A 20,027-nucleotide genomic window follows, 5' to 3' on the forward strand; every position below is an offset into this window, starting at 1 on the left:
GTAGGTCTATTGCAGCATAAGGTTTACAGGATTATATGATAATTTAAACTAAAAGCTTAAACATAATATCGCGGGATGGAGCAGTTGGTAGCTCGTCGGGCTCATAACCCGAAGGTCGTAGGTTCAAGTCCTACTCCCGCAACCAATAAGTTTTAATTCTTTCAGTAGTTTGAATAATTAAAATTCTATAGTAAGTATGCCAATAACAAATAAGCTGGAGTGGCGGAACTGGCAGACGCACAGGACTTAAAATCCTGCGGTGGTTAAACACCGTACCGGTTCGATTCCGGTCTTCAGCACCAAATATCGCGGGATGGAGCAGTTGGTAGCTCGTCGGGCTCATAACCCGAAGGTCGTAGGTTCAAGTCCTACTCCCGCAACCAAATATGGCGGAATGGCTCAGCTGGCTAGATCAGTTAAAATTTTATAGCAAGCATGGTTGCATAATTAATAAGCTGGAGTGGCGGAACTGGCAGACGCACAGGACTTAAAATCCTGCGGTGGTTAAACACCGTACCGGTTCGATTCCGGTCTTCAGCACCAAGTATCGCGGGATGGAGCAGTTGGTAGCTCGTCGGGCTCATAACCCGAAGGTCGTAGGTTCAAGTCCTACTCCCGCAACCAATCATGGCGGAGTGGCTCAGCTGGCTAGAGCATTCGGTTCATACCCGAAGGGTCGTAGGTTCAAGTCCTATTTCCGCTACCATAACTCATAAGCGTGCTTTTGAGTTATTTTTTATTTTTTGATGTGATTTTAATTCTATCTACAAAATATCGAGAGTTAAATCATATAAGTATAATTTTTTTAAATATATAATATTATGAAGTGACAAGCTTCATTTTATATTTTAAAACCTACCATATAAATATGGTAGGTTTTTTTATATTATAGGATATTGTAAAGTTTTAATGTGAAAAATATACAAAAAAATGTCTCATAAAAAATATAGTGACATCTCACTATATGACATTTATTTCCAAAATGGTTTGTTATAATAAAGTCCTAATTATTAAAGGAGGGTGATTTATAATATGCAATACGGAATTGATATATTTCCATATGAAAGACTTAGAAAGATAAAGGAAGGAGCACAAAAGAAAAAGGCATTAAATATTAATTTGATTATTAGAGGTATCATTTATTTTGCAATAAGTCTGTTAGTAAGTAGGGTTCTGCTTCTTAATAATACTGCGCCTTTTGGTATAGCTTTTTTAATAGCTACAATATTTCTTAATGATGATAGGATTACAATGATTGCTGCTGGTGGTACCCTTGTAGGGTATATAACGTTATATGATAGAATAAAGATACTGCCATCATATTTAATAGTAATAATCACCCTCGCTCTTTTGAGTCGTAGTTTTAGAGGGATAGAAGTAAAAACTAAGGCTTTGGTGTACATGTTTGGCATAATTACATTTGAATTATTTATTTATAATTTTTTTATCCTAAGGGTAAGCGGATTAATGGCTTTTTTGAACTCTATATTTTTAGTTTTATGTATCTTTCCTTTATATTTTATTCTAGATTATAGTCTTTTATGCTATAAAGAGATTAAAACAAAACATATATTTTCAAATGAAGAAATAATAAGCATGTCCATAATCAGTGCCTTAATAATAGCTGGTACTTGGGGGATGAGTATTTATAGTATATCGATCACAAATATTTTAGGACTAGCTTTTGTTATAATAATAGCTTATATTAACGGAAGTGGGTCAGGTGCAGCATCAGGAGTTGCTATGGGGATTATTGTAGGAATGTCTTCTGAAAATATGATATTATTTATAGGAATGTATGGTGTTTGTGGCTTAATAACAGGCATATTTAAAGAGACAGGAAAGTGGTTAAGCGCAATAGCTTTTTTAGTATCTTTCTCAATAGTTAAAATATACAGTATTACAGCATCGGAGTTTATGATATTTGAGGCGATTATATCAGCAGTGATATTCCTTTTAATACCACTGAAAGTATATGATGAGTTATCTACAGAATTTAATTCGGATAAGAAAAGGCTAAATATTGAAAAAGGATATATAAATAAGATAAAAGATATATTTGTAGGAAGGTTAGACAATTTTTCGGATGTACTATCGAATATGTCAGGTATACTAAATAATTTAGTGGATAATGAAAAGCTTGCAATGAAGAGTAAAAGTAGCGCGTTAGTTGAAACACTTGCAGACAGGGTGTGTAGTAATTGTAATATGAATTCTATGTGTTGGAAAAGGGAGTTGCATTATACATATGCAGCATTTGAAGAATTGATTGAAAATTTTGAGACGAAGACGAAGACGGATAACGTTCCGGAAGAAATTGAAAGAAAATGCATAAAGAGAACAGCACTTCTAAAAAATGCAGAAGACATAGTTAATAGACATATTATAAGTGAGATGTGGAGAACGAGACTTAGTGAAGGTAGAGAGCTTTTAGTAAATCAGATTAACAATATGGCGGATTCTGTTTCTGAAATTGTAGGAGATTTTAATTCAGAAATTCAAATAGATACTTCTATGGAGAACATTATATGTAGAGCCCTAGATAAAAATAGAATTGTGTACAATGACCTTATGTGTTTAAATGACAAGATGGGAAGACTGAGCATTAAATTATCACTTAATGCTTGTAGTGGAAGTCAAATGTGTGTGAAAGACATATTGCCAATTGTTAATGTCGCCACAGGAAAATGCATGTGTATTAGTGATGAGGGGTGCAGTATAGATCCAAAGACTAATATGTGCAAGGTAACTATTGAAGAAGCGCCTAAATTCCATGTTGTATCACATGTGGCTTGTCAGTGTAAGGATGGTGAAAAATTAAGTGGAGATAGCTATAGCTTTGGAAAATTACCAGATGGAAGCTATATGTCAATTATTAGTGATGGTATGGGGTCGGGTCCTGAGGCAGGGAGAGAAAGTGATGCCGCTGTGGAACTAATAGAAAAATTTACATCGGCTGGGTTTAGCAAAATTACAGCTATTAATACAGTAAACTCAATAATGACATTAAGATTTTCAGAACAAGAAAAATTTTCAACCGTGGATTTAAGCAGTATAGACTTATATACTGGAGAAATTGATTTCATGAAAGTTGGAGCTGTGGCAACCTTTTTAAAATGTGGTGAAAGTCTAGAAATCATAAAATCAAAATCCCTCCCTATTGGTGTTTTAGATAAAGCTGATATTGATATTCAGAAAACTAAATTAAAAAACGGGGATATTATAGTTATGCTTAGTGATGGTGTTTTAGATTATAATGATGAAAATGTAGGGCGAATAGATTGGCTTGTTGATTACTTGGGTAAAAATAATTGTAACAATCCTAAGGAGTTAGCTGATGGATTGTTATGTGAGGCAAAAAAATTGAGCGGAAATAGAGTAAAAGATGATATGACAGTTCTCGTTTCAAAGATATACAGTTTATATTAATGGCGAAACAAAAGAACAAATTGTATATAATGAAAAAATGAAGAAAGAGGTAAAGGATTAAATATCTCTTTATATTCTTCATTTTTTCTTTTTGAGTAATGTCAAAAAAATCGTAAAATATATATTATTATATGATATAGTAATATGGTACTAAAAATATGTAAATCTATAAAAAATTAAATCCTATAAATAATAAGCTTGGGAAGTGAAAGTTTTGTCGAAAAAAGTTATGAAGTATATAAAAGAACATTCAATGTTTGCTCTTGGGGATAAGGTTATTGTTGCATTTTCTGGTGGACCTGACTCAACGTGCCTTCTCTATATTTTAAATGAACATAAGAATGAGCTAGGGATTACCCTATTTGGAGCGCATCTTAACCATTGTCTTAGAGGAATTGAATCGGACAAGGACGAGGAATATGCAAAACAGATTTGTGAAGACTTGAATATAGGTTTTTATAGTAGAAAAGTTGATGTGAATATAATAGCCGATGAGAATAATTTATCTTGTGAAATGGCAGGCCGAAAAGCTAGATATGATTTCTTTGAGGAGCTTATAATTAAATTAAGTGCGAGTAAAATAGCCCTGGCACATAATTCTAATGATCAAGCAGAAACTATTTTAATGAGGATAATGAGAGGAACCGGTATGGAAGGACTAATAGGTATAAGGCCTGTTCGTGACAAAATATATGTAAGGCCTGTACTTAATCTTAGTAGAGCGGAAATAGAAAGATATTGCAAAAAAAATAGCATAAATCCAAGAATAGATAAATCAAATTTAGAAACAATATATGCCAGGAACAAGGTGAGGTTAGATTTAATTCCATATATGGAGGAAAATTTTAATAAAGACATAATTAAAACTTTAAATAGACTATCAGATATCGTTAAAGTGGATAATGATTATTTAGAATCTAGTTCAACAAAACAATTTAAAATACATTGTGAAATTGGGGAACAAAGAGTTATAATATATAATAGTGCATTCGCACTGCATGAAGCAATTGTAAGTAGAATTATAAGAAGTGCGATTTTTGAAGTTTGTCATAACTTATATAACATTGAGAAAATTCATATATCTAACATTATAGATCTTCAAAAACATGAGACAGGGAAAACTACAATGCTACCTCAAAATATAATAGTTGAAAATTGTTATGGGGATATACATATACGTATTAAAGAGAAGAGTTGTAATAATACTGATTTAGTTAATGATAATGAGTATGTTTTAAATGTTGATGGTGAAAAGTTCATTCCTTCCTTAAACAAAGTGGTTTCAATTCATACTATATCTAAATTGGATTTTAATGAGGTTAAAACGAATGATTATATAAAATATTTTGATTATGATAAGCTTGAGAAGCCAATAATACTTAGGTATAGAACAGATGGAGATAAATTCATGCCACTTGGCATGTCGGGTAATAGAAAGTTGAAAGATATGTTAATGGATTTAAAAATACCTAAAGCAGAGAGAAATGAAATACCATTAATATGTTTTGGCGCGGATATAGCGTGGGTAGTAGGGCACCGGGTTAGTGAAAAGTTCAAGATTTCAAAAGATACTAAAAATATACTGCAAATTACAATCGAAAGCGAGGAATAAGAATGAATAATGATATTAAGGAAGTATTGTATAACGAAGAACAATTAAACGATAAAATAAGACAGATGGGTGCAAAAATAAGTAATGATTATGCTGGTAAGGAGCTTATACTTATTGGTGTTCTAAAAGGTTCTGTTGTGTTTATGTCAGATTTAATAAAACAAATTACGATTCCATGTAAAATGGATTTCATGGCAGTATCTAGCTATGGGAGTTCTACTGAGACTTCAGGAGTTGTAAAAATTTTAAAGGATCTAGACTTTGATATTCAGGGAAAAGATGTGCTAATAGTAGAAGATATTATAGACTCGGGAGTAACACTTAAATATCTAATGAAATATTTATCAGCACGTAAACCATCCAGTCTAGAAATTATATGCCTACTGAACAAACCATCCAGAAGAACTGTGGATATGGATGTTAAGTATTTAGGATATAACGTACCGGATCATTTCCTTGTAGGGTTTGGTCTGGATTTTGCTGAAAAGTATAGAAATTTACCATATGTGGGGATATTAAAAGAAGAAATTTATAAATAAATATGTATAAAACATATATTAACTAATAATTAATAAATATGTTATTGTCAAGTGATTTTTATTGTGATAAAATTCTTAAGTAACTAAAAAGAGAGGGGGGTTTTTAATGAAAAAAATTTCTAGTGCATCGGTATGGTTTATAGTACTTGTACTTGTTATTTTTGCAGCATTAGCCTTTAATGGATCTAATAAAAATGTAAGTAACATAAGTGTTGATAAATTCCAAGAACATTGGGTTAAGAAGGAAATTAAAACCGTTCAAGTAAAAGAAGATAAAACTGTAGAGGGACAATTAAATGATGGAAGCCAATATGAAACTGTTGTTCCGTTAGAAAGATTATTACAAGTAATGGAGAAATACCCTAATGCAAAGGTTAAAGAAACATATATAAAGCCAGCTACTATGCCAATGTGGTTACAAATAGTACCTACACTTCTTATAATTTTAATGTTAGTTGCCTTTTGGTTTATGTATATGCAACAATCACAAGGTGGCGGTGGTGGCGGTAATAGAGGTGTAATGAATTTTGGGAAAAGTAAAGCAAAAGTTGCATCGCCAGATAAAAAGAAAGTTACATTTGATGATGTAGCAGGTGAAGATGAAGAAAAGCAAGAACTTGCAGAAGTCGTGGACTTCTTAAAGCAACCTAAACGATATCTAGAAGCTGGTGCTAGAATTCCTAAAGGTATTCTTCTTGTAGGTCCACCAGGTACTGGTAAGACTTTACTTGCTAGAGCTGTATCAGGAGAAGCAGGAGTGCCATTCTACAGCATATCAGGTTCTGAGTTCGTAGAGATGTTTGTGGGTGTTGGAGCTTCGAGAGTAAGAGATTTATTTGAACAAGCGAAGAAAACTGCTCCTTGTATAATATTTATTGATGAAATAGATGCAGTAGGTAGGCAAAGAGGAGCGGGCCTTGGTGGAGGGCATGATGAAAGAGAGCAAACTTTAAATCAGCTATTAGTTGAAATGGATGGGTTTGGTATAAATGAAGGTATAATTATGATAGCTGCCACAAATAGGCCAGACATACTAGATCCTGCTCTTTTAAGACCAGGTAGATTTGATAGACATATATTAGTAGGTGCACCTGATGTTAAAGGTAGAGAAGAAATTCTGGTGGTACATTCTAAAGGTAAACAGTTAGCAGAAGAAGTAAGTCTACAAGTATTAGCAAAAAGGACACCTGGGTTCACGGGCGCAGATTTGGAAAATCTAATGAACGAAGCTGCACTCCTTTCAGTAAGAAATAATAAAACAGTTATAGATATGAAAGAGTTAGATGAAGCTGTAACAAGGGTTATTGCAGGACCTGAAAAGAAGAGTAAGGTTATCAGTGAAAAGGATAGAAAACTTACCGCTTATCATGAAGCAGGGCATGCGGTAGTAATGAAGTACTCTCCACTTTCTGACCCAATCCATCAAATAAGTATTATACCAAGGGGTATGGCGGGTGGATACACAATGCATCTACCTGAAGAAGATACTGCTTATACTTCAAAATTAAAACTTAAAGATGAAATGGTTGGACTTTTAGGCGGAAGAGTTGCAGAAAAATTGATACTCGAAGATATTAGTACAGGTGCCAAGAATGATATTGACAGAGCATCGGCTATTGCAAGGAAAATGATTATGGAATATGGTATGAGTGATGAACTTGGACCAATATCTTTTGGAAATGATCATAATGAAGTATTCCTTGGAAGAGATTTAGGTAAAAGTAGAAACTTTAGTGAGCAGGTAGCGAATACGATAGATTCTGAAGTTAAGGCTCTTATCGTTGAAGCTTATGCAAAAGCTGAAAAAATACTTAGTGAAAATATAAATAAACTTCATGCAGTAGCTCAAGAACTACTTTTAAAGGAAAAGCTCGAAGGAGCAGATTTCGAGGAAATTATTGCTAGACCAGATACAGGTAATATTGATTTGTCAAAGATTTAGGTAGGTTAAAAGAGTGCAGTTTAAGTTAACTGTAGCTCTTTTTTTTATTAATTTAATATTCCGAAAACTTCACTGCATTTTTACATCGACATCTGATATAATTAAATTTATAGTGGAATATAATAAATTATCAAAATACCAGTCGTATAATTAAGATATAAGGGGTGGAGCATATGAAAAGTGATATAGAAATTGCACAAAGTTCTAAGATGTTGCCTATAATTAAGGTAGCTGAGAAAATGGGATTAACCGAAGATGATATTGATTTATATGGAAAATATAAATCAAAGATTTCTTTAGATGTACTAAAAAGAAATAAAAACACAAAAGATGGAAAGTTGATACTTGTTACAGCTATAAATCCAACTCCAGCTGGGGAAGGTAAATCTACTGTTACAATTGGGCTTGGACAAGCGTTATGTAAACAAGGAAAAAATGCAGTGATAGCTTTAAGAGAGCCGTCACTTGGGCCGGTATTCGGAGTTAAAGGTGGGGCTGCTGGAGGCGGATATGCTCAAGTGGTGCCAATGGAGGATATAAATCTGCATTTCACGGGAGATATGCATGCAATAACCGCAGCCAACAATTTACTTTCGGCAGCTATAGATAATCATATTCATCAAGGCAACGAACTAAGAATTGATAGCAGGAAAATTATATATAAAAGAGTGATAGATATGAATGATAGGTCACTTCGAAACATCGTTGTTGGACTTGGCGGAAAGCCTAATGGATTCTTAAGAGAAGATGGCTTTATGATAACTGTTGCGTCAGAGATAATGGCCATTTTATGTTTATCTTTAAACCTTATGGATTTAAAGAAAAGAATGGGGAAAATTTTAGTAGCTTACAACCTAGAAGGCGGGCCGGTTTATTGTGAAGACTTAATGGTGAATGGTGCAATGGCACTACTTATGAAGGATGCTATAAAACCAAATCTAGTTCAAACACTTGATAACACGCCTGCTATAATTCATGGAGGACCTTTTGCAAATATTGCTCATGGATGTAATAGTCTGCTAGCTACAAAAATGGCACTGAAATTAGGAGATTATGTTGTGACTGAAGCGGGATTCGGGGCAGATTTGGGTGCCGAAAAATTCTTTGATATTAAATGTAGATATGGAAATTTAAAACCGGAATGTGTGGTTCTTGTAGCTACAATAAGAGCTCTGAAGCATCATGGTGGAGTAAAGAAGGATAAATTAAACGAGGAAAGTGTAGAAGCGCTCTCGAAGGGGATAGAGAATTTAGAAAAGCAAATAGAAAATATAAAGAAATATCAAGTGCCAGTAATAGTTGCAATAAATAAATTTATGACTGATACCGATGAAGAGATTCAGTATATAATTCATTATTGTGGAAAAATTGGTGTTAAAGTAGCTTTAACCGAGGTTTGGGAAAAAGGGGCAGATGGAGGTCAAGAATTGGCTGACAAGGTGTTGGATATTTTAGATAATGAAGGTAGCAACTTTAAGGTTTTATATGATGATAAACTTACTATAAAAGAAAAAATATACACTATTGCCACGGAAATATATGGGGCTGATGGAGTGGAATACAGCCCATCTGCAAATAAGCAGATTGCTGAAATAGAAAAACTAGGGTTAGATAAGGTTCCTATATGTGTTGCTAAAACTCAGAATTCTCTCTCGGACAATCCGAGTCTTTTGGGAAGGCCTACAAATTTTACGATAAATATAAAAGAAGTAAAAATTTCGAATGGGGCAGGTTTTGTTGTAGCATTAACAGGAAATATAATGACAATGCCTGGTCTTCCCAAGGTACCAGCAGCAAATAAAATGGATATTTTTGAAGATGGTACTATATCGGGTTTATTTTAAACTAACTCAAATATAAATAAGGTTGTTATAGAGTATTGCTATAGCAACCTTATTTTTGAATATACAGAAAAATGAAATATTGCTTGCAAAAACAAATATACATAATAAAAGTCATATGATACTATTATAGAGGAATTAGATGTTTTATCTTCGTATGCAAGTGTATTAAAGAGAAATGCGGAGGTTTCAGGGGTAATCCCACAAATAGCTACAAAGAACGAGACAGTAGCATTTTAAATTGTAAAAAATACTTCAATATATTCCCTAAAACAATATGAAATGGGCTAAAATGGTATAGAATCAATTGATTTAAAGCATTAGATTAATAGCTTAAATGAGATGACTCACAGTGGAATCATAAAATCATATGAAGTAATAAAGGCACTTGCTGATGAAAATAGTATTATAGAATTAAATAATAATTGGGAGAATAGCGTCACAACTTGTTTAACTAAAATATCAATAACTGATCCAGAAACATTAATAAAAGTTTTACGCAACGTGAAATTATAGGGGGAGTAAATATATGAAATTTCTAAGTTTTATACTGAGTTTTTTATCAAGAAATAAAGCTAAAGTTGATACAGTAGATATAATCAATAATGAAGAGGAACAAAACGTTGAAATTAGAGGGGATAAAATCGAAGAAAATTTAGTGATTGTGGCAGTTATATCTGCAGCTTTATCTGCTTACTTAGATAAGCCGCAATCAAATTTAAGAATAAAGAATATTAAAAGAATAAATAGCAATTCGTTTGGGGAATATCAGAAATTTAAAACAATTTAAATTTATAGTTAGGAGTGTGAAAATGAAAAAATACAATATAAAAGTAAATGGAATTACTTATGAAGTAGAGGTTGAAGAGGTTAATAGTGAATTTTCTATTAGCAATACGCCGGTAGAGATAACCGAGCAAACGCCAGTAAAAGTTAAGCCGCTAGCAAAAGATAAGGTGAAAAAAGTGCCTGGAACTGGCGAAAAATTAGAATGCCCAATGCCTGGAATCGTGATTAAGGTTAACGTAAGTCCAGGAGATGATATTAAAAAGGGACATGTAATGTTTATACTTGAGGCTATGAAAATGGAAAATGAAATTATAGCGCCGCATGATGCGATAATAATTGAGGTAAGTGTAGCGAGCGGTGTAACTGTTAATACTGGAGATGTTTTAGCAGTTATTGAGTAACAAGTGGGAGAGATAATATAAATGTAGTAACTATATTTTTAAAATTAACAGTGGGCGCCATGGCAAAAGTAGAGGTGTTTTTGAAAAAGGAAACTTTGTTTATAGTTTGGTTAGGTATGGCTGCATTTTGTATAATCACTGCAGCAGGGGTAATCGGAATAGCTATTAAGCGGATATTCTTCTAACTATTTTCGGAAAATAACATTTATATAGTCTATTGTATGTGATATTATTGTCATTAGAAAACTTCTTATAAATATTTAGCTTGACAAATATTTTTGAGTTGTTAAAATTAAACTGTTAAATTGTGAATAGTTATAATCAATATTATATGATATTGGTTATGCTATTCCTGTAATTTAACACGGAAATAATATGAAGTAGAGTGTGAACTTCTTTATATTGTATAGGTGGTGTATAAAGTGATTTTAGTTTTAGATGTTGGAAATACTAATACTGTTTTAGGAGTTTTTAAGGGTAAGGAGCTACTCGTAGAGTGGAGACTATCAACTGATGCAAAAAAAACTGCTGATGAATATGGAATTCAAGTAATGCAATTATTTTATCAGAGAGACATAGGAACAGAGCTTATTAGCGGCGTAATAATTTCGTCGGTGGTTCCCAATATCATGTATTCAATAGAGCATATGATAAGAAAGTATTTTAAGCTTACTCCAATGGTTGTGGGACCAGGAATTAAAACTGGAATAAATGTTAAATATGATAATCCCAAAGAAGTAGGTGCGGATAGAATTGTTAATGCTGTTTCAGCTCATGAAATTTATAGAAGAGCCTTAATTTTAATAGATTTTGGAACGGCAACAACTTTTTGTGCTATAAGTAAAGATGCAAATTATTTAGGTGGAACTATATGCCCAGGAATTAAAATAGCATCTGAAGCACTGTTTGAGAGAGCTGCAAAGTTGCCTAGGGTGGAGCTTATAAAACCTGACACAGTTATATGTAAAAATACTATAGCAAGTATGCAGGCTGGAATAATATATGGATATATTGGTCAAGTTGATTATATTGTAAGCAAAATGAAAATAGAAATGGTTAACATGGGAGAAGAAGAACCTTATGTAGTGGCTACAGGAGGCCTGGCAAAAGTAATAAGTGAGGAGTCCACAACTATTGATGACGTTTATGCTAACTTAACATTAGAGGGACTTAGGATGATTTATGAAAAGAATAAGGAATAGGTGATTAAGTGAAAATATCAAATATTCAATTTGAGAATGATGTTTTTTTAGCCCCTATGGCGGGAATTACTGATAATGTATTCAGGGGGTTATGCAGTGAACTCGGTTGTGGACTCCTATATACTGAAATGGTAAGTGCTAAAGGGTTGTATTATGGAAGTAGCAATACAGAATCGCTTATGCAGGTTTCTGATTTAGAAAGACCAGTTGCGATTCAGATATTTGGGAATGACCCTAAAATTATGGCTAGTGCTTGTGAAATTTTTAATAGCAGGGATGATATTTGTTTGGTTGACGTTAATATGGGTTGTCCTGTACCGAAAATAGTGAAAAATGGTGAGGGATCCGCTCTTATGAAAACCCCCAAGCTAGCAGCACAGATCATAAAAGAAATGAAAAAGGTTTCAACAAAGCCTGTAACAGTAAAGTTTAGAAAGGGCTTTGATTCAAACAGTGTTAATGCTGTAGAGTTTGCTAAACACATGGAGGATGCAGGCATAGATGCTATGGCAGTGCACGGTAGGACTAGAGAACAAATGTATGAAGGTAAAGCTGATTGGGATATAATTAGGGCTGTAAAGGAGAAAGTTAAAGTTCCGGTAATAGGCAATGGCGATATATTTTCTGTAGAGGATGCTATGAAAATAAAGGAAGTAACAAGTTGTGACGCTATAATGGTTGCAAGAGGAGCTATGGGGAATCCTTGGATTTTTAGAGAAATAAAACAATCAATAAGTGGAGAAGAGATTACATATCCAACTGCGTTAGAAAAATTAGATATGTGCATAAGGCACCTAGATTTAGCTGTAAAATCTTATAGTGAAATTAGAGCTGTTAGAGAAATGAGGAAACATACAGCTTGGTATATTAAAGGACTTAGTAATTGTGCTGAAATTAAGAATAAAATTAATACTAAAAGTAATTATTATGAGGCGCGAGGATTACTTTTAGAATATAGGGAATATTTAAAAATTATAAATAAATAATTTTAAATTAAAACATGAATTTATATAATTAATGAAGAATAAGATGATAGTACATTAATTTATAAGGTGCAGATTTATGAAACCGATTTTATGCGTAACTTCAAATATTGATAAATGTTATAATGAATTTGGATTTTTGAGTAAGCTTAAAGATAAACGAAAGATAAAGTTATTAAGTACTGAACATATTAAGGAATTAGGTATTAATGTTACAAATGTAAGACTTCCACCTAATTTTAATAAAAAAGGGTACTTAGGTAATTTAACTTATGCTAAAAGACTATGTAAATGTAAAGCAATACAATTATCACCGAAAACTCTTAGGCCCATGGATTATAATTATTTTAATTTATTTCAAAAGCAGCTTTTAGCTTATAGTGTTGTGAAGAGCATAAAGCTTTTGCTTAGGCTGAGGAATAAAAGTATTAAAAATTGTTGTATCGTAGTATATGATGCTGTAGAAATCATGAACTATAATATTATTGTGGAACTTGCAAAGCAAAGTAAATATATTGTATTTCTGTCATGGGATTTGGTGAGAGCTAGAAAATTTGCAGATTATATTATTGCTAATTTCGGGGTATCGCCTATTGTAACAGATGATGAAGTATATGCGATAAAAATAGCGGATTTTATTATTTCATCTAAAGACCGTGAATTTAGTGATGGTAAATTGATATGGTTCCTAGATAACAGTACGATTGCAGGGAATGATATTCTAGCAGTAAACGATGTGTGCTATAATGTACCTTGGAGCGCTTCCAAACTAGATTTTTCAATCGAACTTTTAGGAGCGATATTATGCCAGATGCAAGAAACAGATATAGAGAGAGCTCTTAAGTATAATGGTATTTATATAAAACAAATCAGATTCAACAATAATGTAATATGCTAGAGATTTATATGTCTAGCATATTGACAATATTCATGGGCTGATTTATAATGTGCTAAATGGTTACATGGGTTGTTATTCTAATAATGAATTTTATACCCAATAATTCATCAATTTGAATGAATGGACTTATATTATATACATTCTATAGATTTGATCGATTTAGAAAGGCGTTACTATAAATGGGGGATAATGTTTTTGGGCATTGCTATTTTATAAAGGGTTTTATTGATGTTTATTAACTTATTGAATATAAATATAAAAGGGGAGAAATAAATGAGCGAGCCAAAAAAATATGTAATGACCTATGAGGGAATTAGGAAATTAGAAGATGAATTAGAATTTCTTAAAACCGTAAAGAGAAAAGAGATAACAGAGAAGATAAAAGTAGCACTGGGGTATGGTGATTTGAGTGAAAACTCAGAGTATGATGATGCTAAAAATGAGCAAGCGTTTGTAGAAGGAAGAATAATACAATTAGAAAATATGCTTAGAAATGCAAGCGTTGTAGATGAAAATGAAATTGATAAAGAGGCAGTAAGTATAGGATCTATAGTTAAGGTTAAGGATTATGAGTTCGATGAAGAGGTTGAATTTTATATAGTAGGTTCTGCGGAAGCAGAACCATTGAAAAATAAAATATCATATGAATCACCGGTTGGATCTGCTCTAGTGGGTAAGAAAGTAGGAGCAATTATAGAAGTTAGAGTTCCAGATGGCATTGGAAAATATGAGGTGTTAGAAGTTAAAAGAGGGTAGTTTTTAGAATTATTTCATTTTTATAGGGAAAAGGGTACTTAACAATGTATAATTGGTAGGTACCCTAAAGAAATATATGTACATAAGCAAATAGCTATGGCTAAAGAATTATTAATTATTTGCTGAGCTAGAAGAAAACAGGAGGGATATTAATGTCAAACGAAGAGAAAAATTTGCATGAACTTGAATCTAAATATAATGAGCAGGTAACAATTCGAAGACGAAAATTAGCAGCGCTTCAAGATCAAGGTAAGGATCCATTTGATGTATATAAGGTTGAGAGAACTCATACATCACAAGAGGTCAAAGACAACTATGAGGAATTAATAGGTAAGGAAATTATTGTAGCAGGTAGACTTATGTCTAAAAGAGTCCATGGTAAGGCTGGGTTTTCTGATGTTCATGACAGATATGGTAAAATTCAACTATACATAAAAATAGATGATGTAGGAGAAGAGAAATTAAAAGAATATAAAAGTTTTGACATAGGTGATTTTTTAACTATAACTGGTACACCGTTTGTTACAAAAACTGGTGAGATATCATTGCATATAGTGGATTTTCAGCTTATAGCTAAATCTTTAAAACCACTTCCAGAAAAATGGCATGGATTAAAAGACCCTGATTTAAGATATAGACAAAGAGAAGTAGATATAATAATGAATCCGGAAGTAAAAGAGACATTTATGAAGAGAATAAAAATAATTAGATATATCAGAGAATTCTTAGATGATAAAGGGTTTTTAGAAGTTGAAACTCCAATTTTAGCGCCAATAGCAGGAGGAGCAGCAGCAAGGCCATTTATGACTCATCATAATACGCTAGACATTGATATGTATCTTAGAATTGCAACAGAGTTATATTTAAAGAGACTTATTGTTGCTGGGTTTGAAAAGGTATATGACATGGGTAAAAACTTCAGAAATGAGGGAATGGATGTAAGACATAATCCGGAGTTTACAATGATAGAACTATATGAAGCTTATGCTGATTATAATGATATGATGGAAATTACGGAAAATATGATAGCTTATGTTTGTGAAAAAATCCACGGTACTACCAAAGTTAATTATCAAGGAACTGAAATAGACTTTACTCCACCATGGAGAAGAATTACTATGGTAGAGGCAGTAAAACAGTATTCAGGTGTAGACTTTGAACTTATTAGTACAAATGAAGAAGCCCAAAAGGTAGCTAAAGAAAAGCATTTAGAATTTAAAAAAGACTTGAAAAATTGTACAAAAGCAGATATATTAAATGCATTATTTGAAGAATACGCAGAAGAACATCTAATGGAGCCAACATTCTTATGTGATTACCCTGTAGAAATATCACCTCTTACTAAGAAAAAGAGAGGAAATGATGAGTTTACAGAAAGATTTGAAGGCTTTGTATTTGGAAGAGAAGTGTGTAACGCATACTCAGAGTTAAATGATCCAGTAGTTCAAAGAGAAAGATTTATGCAACAAGCAAAAGAAAGAGAACTAGGCGATGATGAGGCTTATTTATTAGATGAAGAATTTATGAGTGCATTAGAAACAGGGATGCCACCAACAGGAGGTCTTGGTATAGGAGTTGATAGAATGGTAATGTTCTTAACTGACTCCTCTTCAATAAGAGATGTTATACTATTTCCTACAATGAAACCAATAAACCAATAATTTTACAATAAAAGGATATTTTAGCTAGTCTAAAATATCCTTTTATTATTGTGATCTAGTATGTGATTAATATAATCTACAGTACTAAAATTGTTATAAAAAAAACTATTGAATTTTAAGTTGGTTATGGTATAATGTATTTGTAGTTAAAAACAATAATATTCCGCGATAGCTCAACGGTGGAGCGCTCGGCTGTTAACCGATAGGTTGAAGGTTCAAATCCTTTTCGCGGAGCCATTTTTATTTTTTTGAATCAGTAAATATAATAATTATTAATCAACATGTGTATAATAATATGAAGATAATTAATATATAAAAACAATTGAATATTTCACTGTGATAAAGAAGAGTAATAGTTGTACTTTATAAGAGAGGTTGTGGCTGGTGGGAACAATCAAAGTATTATTATGAAGGGAACTTTTGAGTGTATAGAACTTAGAGTAGGGCATGTGCCAATAAGGGTGGAACCGCGGAAGTAATTTTCGTCCCTTAGGGTATAGTCTTTTTTTTATACTTATATATAATACAAGATATCATTAAAATATATAAAATTTAGGAGGCATTAACATGGCATTTGAAAAAAGTATGGATAAGGTAGTTACTTTATGTAAAAATAGAGGATTTGTATTTCCGGGATCAGATATATACGGTGGACTTGCTAATTCATGGGATTACGGTCCTCTTGGAGTTGAATTAAAAAACAATATTAAAAAAGCGTGGTGGAAAAAATTTGTTCAAGAAAGTCCATATAATGTCGGTGTAGACTGTGCTATACTTATGAATCCTGAAGTTTGGGTTGCGACTGGCCACGTTGGAGGATTTTCGGATCCGCTAATGGACTGTAAAGGGTGTAAATCTAGATTTAGAGCAGACAAATTAGTGGAAGACCATATGACGGAGCAGGGAGCAGAAGTGGCTACGGCCGATGGATGGACAAATGAAGAAATAAAAGAATATATAGAAAAAAATAAAATAGTGTGTCCTAAATGTGGTAAAAATGATTTTACTGATATTAGAAAATTTAATTTGATGTTTAAAACTTCACAGGGAATAACTGAAGGCGGAAAGTCAGATATATATTTAAGGCCGGAAACGGCGCAAGGTATTTTTGTAAACTTTAAAAATGTTCAAAGGGCAACTAGAAAAAAAATTCCATTTGGTATAGGTCAAGTAGGTAAGGCTTTTAGAAATGAAATAACACCAGGAAATTTTATTTTTAGAACAAGAGAATTTGAACAAATGGAATTGGAATTTTTCTGTAAACCAGGTACTGATTTAGAGTGGTTCGCATATTGGAAAGAGGCTTGTGCAAATTTCTTATATAATTTGGGAATGGTCAAGGAAAATTTAAGATTTAGAGATCACGGTACTGAAGAATTATCATTTTATAGTAATGCTACTTGTGACATAGAATTTCTATTTCCTTTTGGATGGGGAGAACTATGGGGAATTGCAGATAGAACTGATTACGACTTAAAGAAACATATGGAACATTCAGGTCAGGATTTAAGTTATTTAGACCCTATGACTAATGAAAAATATGTACCATATTGTATAGAACCTTCACTCGGAGCAGATAGAGTTGTGCTTGCATTTTTAGTTAATGCATATGATGAAGAAGAACTCCAAAATGGAGATTGCAGAACTGTACTTCATTTGCATCCGGCACTTGCACCGTTTAAGGCAGCGGTATTACCACTTAGTAAAAAATTATCAGAAAAAGCTAATGAGGTTTACTCGCTGTTAAGTAAAAAATTTAATATAGACTACGATGAGGCTGGAAGTATAGGAAAAAGATATAGAAGAGAAGATGAAGCGGGAACTCCATACTGCATAACTGTGGATTTTGATACTTTAGAAGATAACACTGTGACAGTTAGGGATAGAGATACAATGGAGCAAATAAGACTTGGCATAGATGATTTAGAAAAGTTTATAGAAGATAAAATACAATTTTAATTGAAGAGTAGTGCATTGTATAAAAGGGAGCTTTAATAGGCTGCATTTATATTATGCACTATTTTTTTACGTAAAATTAATACAAATAAAAGAGTGTGCGAACAGTTCCACAGTTGGTAATTTAAGTGTTATAATTAGTAGAATCAAATTTATTGAATTAATAATATAATATTTAATATATAAAGATTATATGGAGGTTTATATGGAAAAAAAATTTAGTGAATTTAAAAGACTTATAAAAGGAAAAAAAGTCGGAGTTGTAGGTATAGGGGTCAGTAATATTCCGTTAATACATTTCCTAGTGAAACTTGAGGCTGTTGTTACAGCTTTCGATAAAAAAACTTATAGTTTACTTGGACAGGAAGCCCTTAAATTTGAAGAAAATGGAGTGAAATTAGTATTAGGAGAAAATTATTTAGACGACTTAACAGGGTTTGATGTTATTTTTAAAACACCATCCATGAGAATAGATGACCCTGCTTTTTTAGAAGCAAAGAAAGAAGGAACATATATAACCTCGGAAATGGAAGAGTTTATAAAATATTGTCCTGCGAAAACTTTTGGAGTCACTGGTAGTGATGGGAAGACAACTACAACTACAATAATATATAATATTCTAAAAAAAGAAGGATACAAAACCTGGGTGGGTGGAAATATAGGGACTCCGCTGTTTTCAAATATTGAAGAAATAAGTAGTGATGATAAGGTAGTATTAGAATTATCAAGTTTTCAGCTTATGACTATGACCGTTTCTACAGATGTAGCAGTAGTAACAAATCTAAGCCCAAATCATCTAGATATTCATAAGGATATAGAAGAATATATAGAGGCAAAGAAAAACATATTTAAATACCAAAAGGATGGCGACCTTCTTGTGCTTAATAGGGATAATGATTTAACTTATAAACTCAGAAAAGAGGGAACAGGAAAAGTTAAGTTTTTTAGTGTGAAAGAGAAGATAGAAGATGGTGCATATTATCAAAATAATAAATTATTAAGTATGAATAGGGTAGTATGTAGCCTCGATGAAATAAAGCTAAAAGGAATGCATAATGTGCAAAATCTATTAACCGCCTTTTGTGCAGTTGATAATGAGGTATCAGTCGCTAGTATGAGAGCGGTGGCTATTAGTTTTATAGGAGTGGCTCATAGGAGTGAGTTTGTAAGAGAAGTTGACGGAGTTAAATATTATAATGATTCAATAGCATCTAGTCCAACTAGAACAATAGCAAGCGTCAGATCTTTTGAAAAGCCAGTTATATTAATTGCAGGAGGTTATGATAAGCAGATACCTTTTGAGCCACTAGCTGAAGAGGCATACTTAAATATTAAAACACTAATACTAGTAGGTGCTACCAAATATAAGATTAAAGAAGTTTTCGAGTCTGTATTAAAGGAAAAAAGGATATCGCTAGAAATTATACTAGTTGAAGGCTTTAGTGAAGCAATTGATACAGCTAGGGGAGTTGCTAAACCTGGTGATATAGTTACGTTGTCACCAGCTTGTGCAAGCTTTGATATGTTTAAGAATTTTGAAGTGCGCGGCAATAAATTTAAAGAAATAGTAATGGCACTATAATTAATAAATAAGGAGTCATATATATTAGTATATTGACTCTTTATTTATTAAAGGCTCCAAGCGTATCATTATAAGCAAAACAGAATATATGGTAGAAATAAGTATAAATATGAAAGTGAGTGGATATAATGAATGATTATAAACAAATATTAATTTATACATATGATATTATATTAATTGTTGCTGCAACATAGTTATAATTTAACTTTGCGAACGTAATGATGAATGTGAAATTAATTGTTAAAGATTCGCTAGATGGGTTGACAGATGATTAATTAACTGATAAAATTGTAGAAGTCGTCACATGATGACAAATTAAATTGGTCTTTGAAAATTAAACAGAGAAATAGGTAAAGATAGCAAAATAATATTTTGCTAAACCAGTTAATTACTTTAGTAAATAAAGTGAATTTTAGTCGTAAGACTAAATAGTATG

At 32.5% G+C, this 20,027-nt stretch carries 15 protein-coding genes, 7 tRNA genes and 1 other annotated feature; all 22 genes read left to right on the forward strand.

What is annotated here, in order from left to right; genetic code table 11:
• Positions 1 to 69 precede the first annotated feature (69 nt).
• A tRNA-Met gene (locus ACJAX4_RS12325) sits at positions 70 to 145 on the forward strand.
• Positions 146 to 213: 68 nt separating this feature from the next.
• Positions 214 to 302: transfer RNA gene (locus tag ACJAX4_RS12330), tRNA-Leu, on the forward strand.
• 5 nt (positions 303 to 307) lie between these two features.
• Positions 308 to 383: transfer RNA gene (locus tag ACJAX4_RS12335), tRNA-Met, on the forward strand.
• 71 nt (positions 384 to 454) lie between these two features.
• Positions 455 to 543 (forward strand) — tRNA-Leu (locus tag ACJAX4_RS12340).
• Positions 544 to 548: 5 nt separating this feature from the next.
• A tRNA-Met gene (locus ACJAX4_RS12345) sits at positions 549 to 624 on the forward strand.
• 5 nt (positions 625 to 629) lie between these two features.
• Positions 630 to 706: transfer RNA gene (locus ACJAX4_RS12350), tRNA-Met, on the forward strand.
• 326 nt (positions 707 to 1,032) lie between these two features.
• Positions 1,033 to 3,429, forward strand: a complete 2,397-nt coding sequence (gene spoIIE, locus ACJAX4_RS12355; protein ID WP_435789761.1) for a stage II sporulation protein E — start codon at positions 1,033 to 1,035, stop codon at positions 3,427 to 3,429.
• Between the two features lie 205 nt (positions 3,430 to 3,634).
• Positions 3,635 to 5,041, forward strand: coding sequence for a tRNA lysidine(34) synthetase TilS (gene tilS / locus ACJAX4_RS12360; protein ID WP_435789762.1), 1,407 nt, complete (start codon positions 3,635 to 3,637; stop codon positions 5,039 to 5,041).
• Positions 5,042 to 5,043: 2 nt separating this feature from the next.
• Positions 5,044 to 5,580 carry a hypoxanthine phosphoribosyltransferase gene (hpt, locus tag ACJAX4_RS12365; protein WP_435789763.1) on the forward strand — a complete coding sequence of 179 codons (537 nt, stop codon included), beginning with the start codon at positions 5,044 to 5,046 and terminating at the stop codon, positions 5,578 to 5,580.
• Between the two features lie 106 nt (positions 5,581 to 5,686).
• On the forward strand, positions 5,687 to 7,522 hold the full coding sequence (ftsH, locus tag ACJAX4_RS12370; protein ID WP_435789764.1) for an ATP-dependent zinc metalloprotease FtsH: 1,836 nt from the start codon (positions 5,687 to 5,689) through the stop codon (positions 7,520 to 7,522).
• 173 nt (positions 7,523 to 7,695) lie between these two features.
• The gene (locus ACJAX4_RS12375) at positions 7,696 to 9,366 is read left to right on the forward strand and encodes a formate--tetrahydrofolate ligase (protein ID WP_435789765.1); all 1,671 of its coding nucleotides are present in this window, start codon (positions 7,696 to 7,698) and stop codon (positions 9,364 to 9,366) included.
• 526 nt (positions 9,367 to 9,892) lie between these two features.
• The gene (locus ACJAX4_RS12380; RefSeq protein ID WP_435789766.1) at positions 9,893 to 10,153 is read left to right on the forward strand and encodes a hypothetical protein; all 261 of its coding nucleotides are present in this window, start codon (positions 9,893 to 9,895) and stop codon (positions 10,151 to 10,153) included.
• A gap of 22 nt (positions 10,154 to 10,175) precedes the next feature.
• Complete coding sequence (locus ACJAX4_RS12385; protein ID WP_435789767.1) at positions 10,176 to 10,553, forward strand: biotin/lipoyl-containing protein; 378 nt, start codon at positions 10,176 to 10,178, stop codon at positions 10,551 to 10,553.
• A 17-nt stretch (positions 10,554 to 10,570) separates the two neighbouring features.
• Positions 10,571 to 10,738, forward strand: a complete 168-nt coding sequence (locus ACJAX4_RS12390) for a sodium ion-translocating decarboxylase subunit beta (protein WP_435789775.1) — start codon at positions 10,571 to 10,573, stop codon at positions 10,736 to 10,738.
• Positions 10,739 to 10,975: 237 nt separating this feature from the next.
• Positions 10,976 to 11,755, forward strand: a complete 780-nt coding sequence (locus ACJAX4_RS12395) for a type III pantothenate kinase (protein WP_435789768.1) — start codon at positions 10,976 to 10,978, stop codon at positions 11,753 to 11,755.
• An 8-nt stretch (positions 11,756 to 11,763) separates the two neighbouring features.
• Positions 11,764 to 12,741, forward strand: coding sequence for a tRNA dihydrouridine synthase DusB (gene dusB / locus ACJAX4_RS12400; protein WP_435789769.1), 978 nt, complete (start codon positions 11,764 to 11,766; stop codon positions 12,739 to 12,741).
• Between the two features lie 76 nt (positions 12,742 to 12,817).
• Complete coding sequence (locus ACJAX4_RS12405; protein ID WP_435789770.1) at positions 12,818 to 13,636, forward strand: hypothetical protein; 819 nt, start codon at positions 12,818 to 12,820, stop codon at positions 13,634 to 13,636.
• Positions 13,637 to 13,909: 273 nt separating this feature from the next.
• The gene (gene greA, locus ACJAX4_RS12410) at positions 13,910 to 14,392 is read left to right on the forward strand and encodes a transcription elongation factor GreA (protein ID WP_435789771.1); all 483 of its coding nucleotides are present in this window, start codon (positions 13,910 to 13,912) and stop codon (positions 14,390 to 14,392) included.
• Positions 14,393 to 14,544: 152 nt separating this feature from the next.
• Positions 14,545 to 16,053, forward strand: a complete 1,509-nt coding sequence (gene lysS / locus ACJAX4_RS12415; RefSeq protein WP_435789772.1) for a lysine--tRNA ligase — start codon at positions 14,545 to 14,547, stop codon at positions 16,051 to 16,053.
• A gap of 162 nt (positions 16,054 to 16,215) precedes the next feature.
• Positions 16,216 to 16,290: transfer RNA gene (locus tag ACJAX4_RS12420), tRNA-Asn, on the forward strand.
• Between the two features lie 90 nt (positions 16,291 to 16,380).
• Positions 16,381 to 16,546: a binding site (T-box leader), on the forward strand.
• 74 nt (positions 16,547 to 16,620) lie between these two features.
• Positions 16,621 to 18,012 carry a glycine--tRNA ligase gene (locus ACJAX4_RS12425; protein WP_435789773.1) on the forward strand — a complete coding sequence of 464 codons (1,392 nt, stop codon included), beginning with the start codon at positions 16,621 to 16,623 and terminating at the stop codon, positions 18,010 to 18,012.
• Between the two features lie 202 nt (positions 18,013 to 18,214).
• Positions 18,215 to 19,591, forward strand: a complete 1,377-nt coding sequence (gene murD / locus ACJAX4_RS12430; protein WP_435789774.1) for a UDP-N-acetylmuramoyl-L-alanine--D-glutamate ligase — start codon at positions 18,215 to 18,217, stop codon at positions 19,589 to 19,591.
• Positions 19,592 to 20,027: the final 436 nt, after the last annotated feature.

The sequence above is a fragment of the Clostridium sp. genome (assembly GCF_051278035.1).
In the GTDB taxonomy this organism is placed as follows: Bacteria; Bacillota; Clostridia; order Clostridiales; family Clostridiaceae; genus Clostridium_AD.

Bases quoted from the DNA above. Each gene is read 5' to 3' on its own strand.
- spoIIE (WP_435789761.1), top strand. From the start codon at position 1,033: ATGCAATACGGAATTGATATATTTCCATATGAAAGACTTAGAAAGATA.
- hpt (WP_435789763.1), top strand. From the start codon at position 5,044: ATGAATAATGATATTAAGGAAGTATTGTATAACGAAGAACAATTAAAC.
- ftsH (WP_435789764.1), top strand. From the start codon at position 5,687: ATGAAAAAAATTTCTAGTGCATCGGTATGGTTTATAGTACTTGTACTT.
- ACJAX4_RS12375 (WP_435789765.1), top strand. From the start codon at position 7,696: ATGAAAAGTGATATAGAAATTGCACAAAGTTCTAAGATGTTGCCTATA.
- ACJAX4_RS12380 (WP_435789766.1), top strand. From the start codon at position 9,893: ATGAAATTTCTAAGTTTTATACTGAGTTTTTTATCAAGAAATAAAGCT.
- ACJAX4_RS12385 (WP_435789767.1), top strand. From the start codon at position 10,176: ATGAAAAAATACAATATAAAAGTAAATGGAATTACTTATGAAGTAGAG.
- ACJAX4_RS12405 (WP_435789770.1), top strand. From the start codon at position 12,818: ATGAAACCGATTTTATGCGTAACTTCAAATATTGATAAATGTTATAAT.
- greA (WP_435789771.1), top strand. From the start codon at position 13,910: ATGAGCGAGCCAAAAAAATATGTAATGACCTATGAGGGAATTAGGAAA.
- lysS (WP_435789772.1), top strand. From the start codon at position 14,545: ATGTCAAACGAAGAGAAAAATTTGCATGAACTTGAATCTAAATATAAT.
- ACJAX4_RS12425 (WP_435789773.1), top strand. From the start codon at position 16,621: ATGGCATTTGAAAAAAGTATGGATAAGGTAGTTACTTTATGTAAAAAT.
- murD (WP_435789774.1), top strand. From the start codon at position 18,215: ATGGAAAAAAAATTTAGTGAATTTAAAAGACTTATAAAAGGAAAAAAA.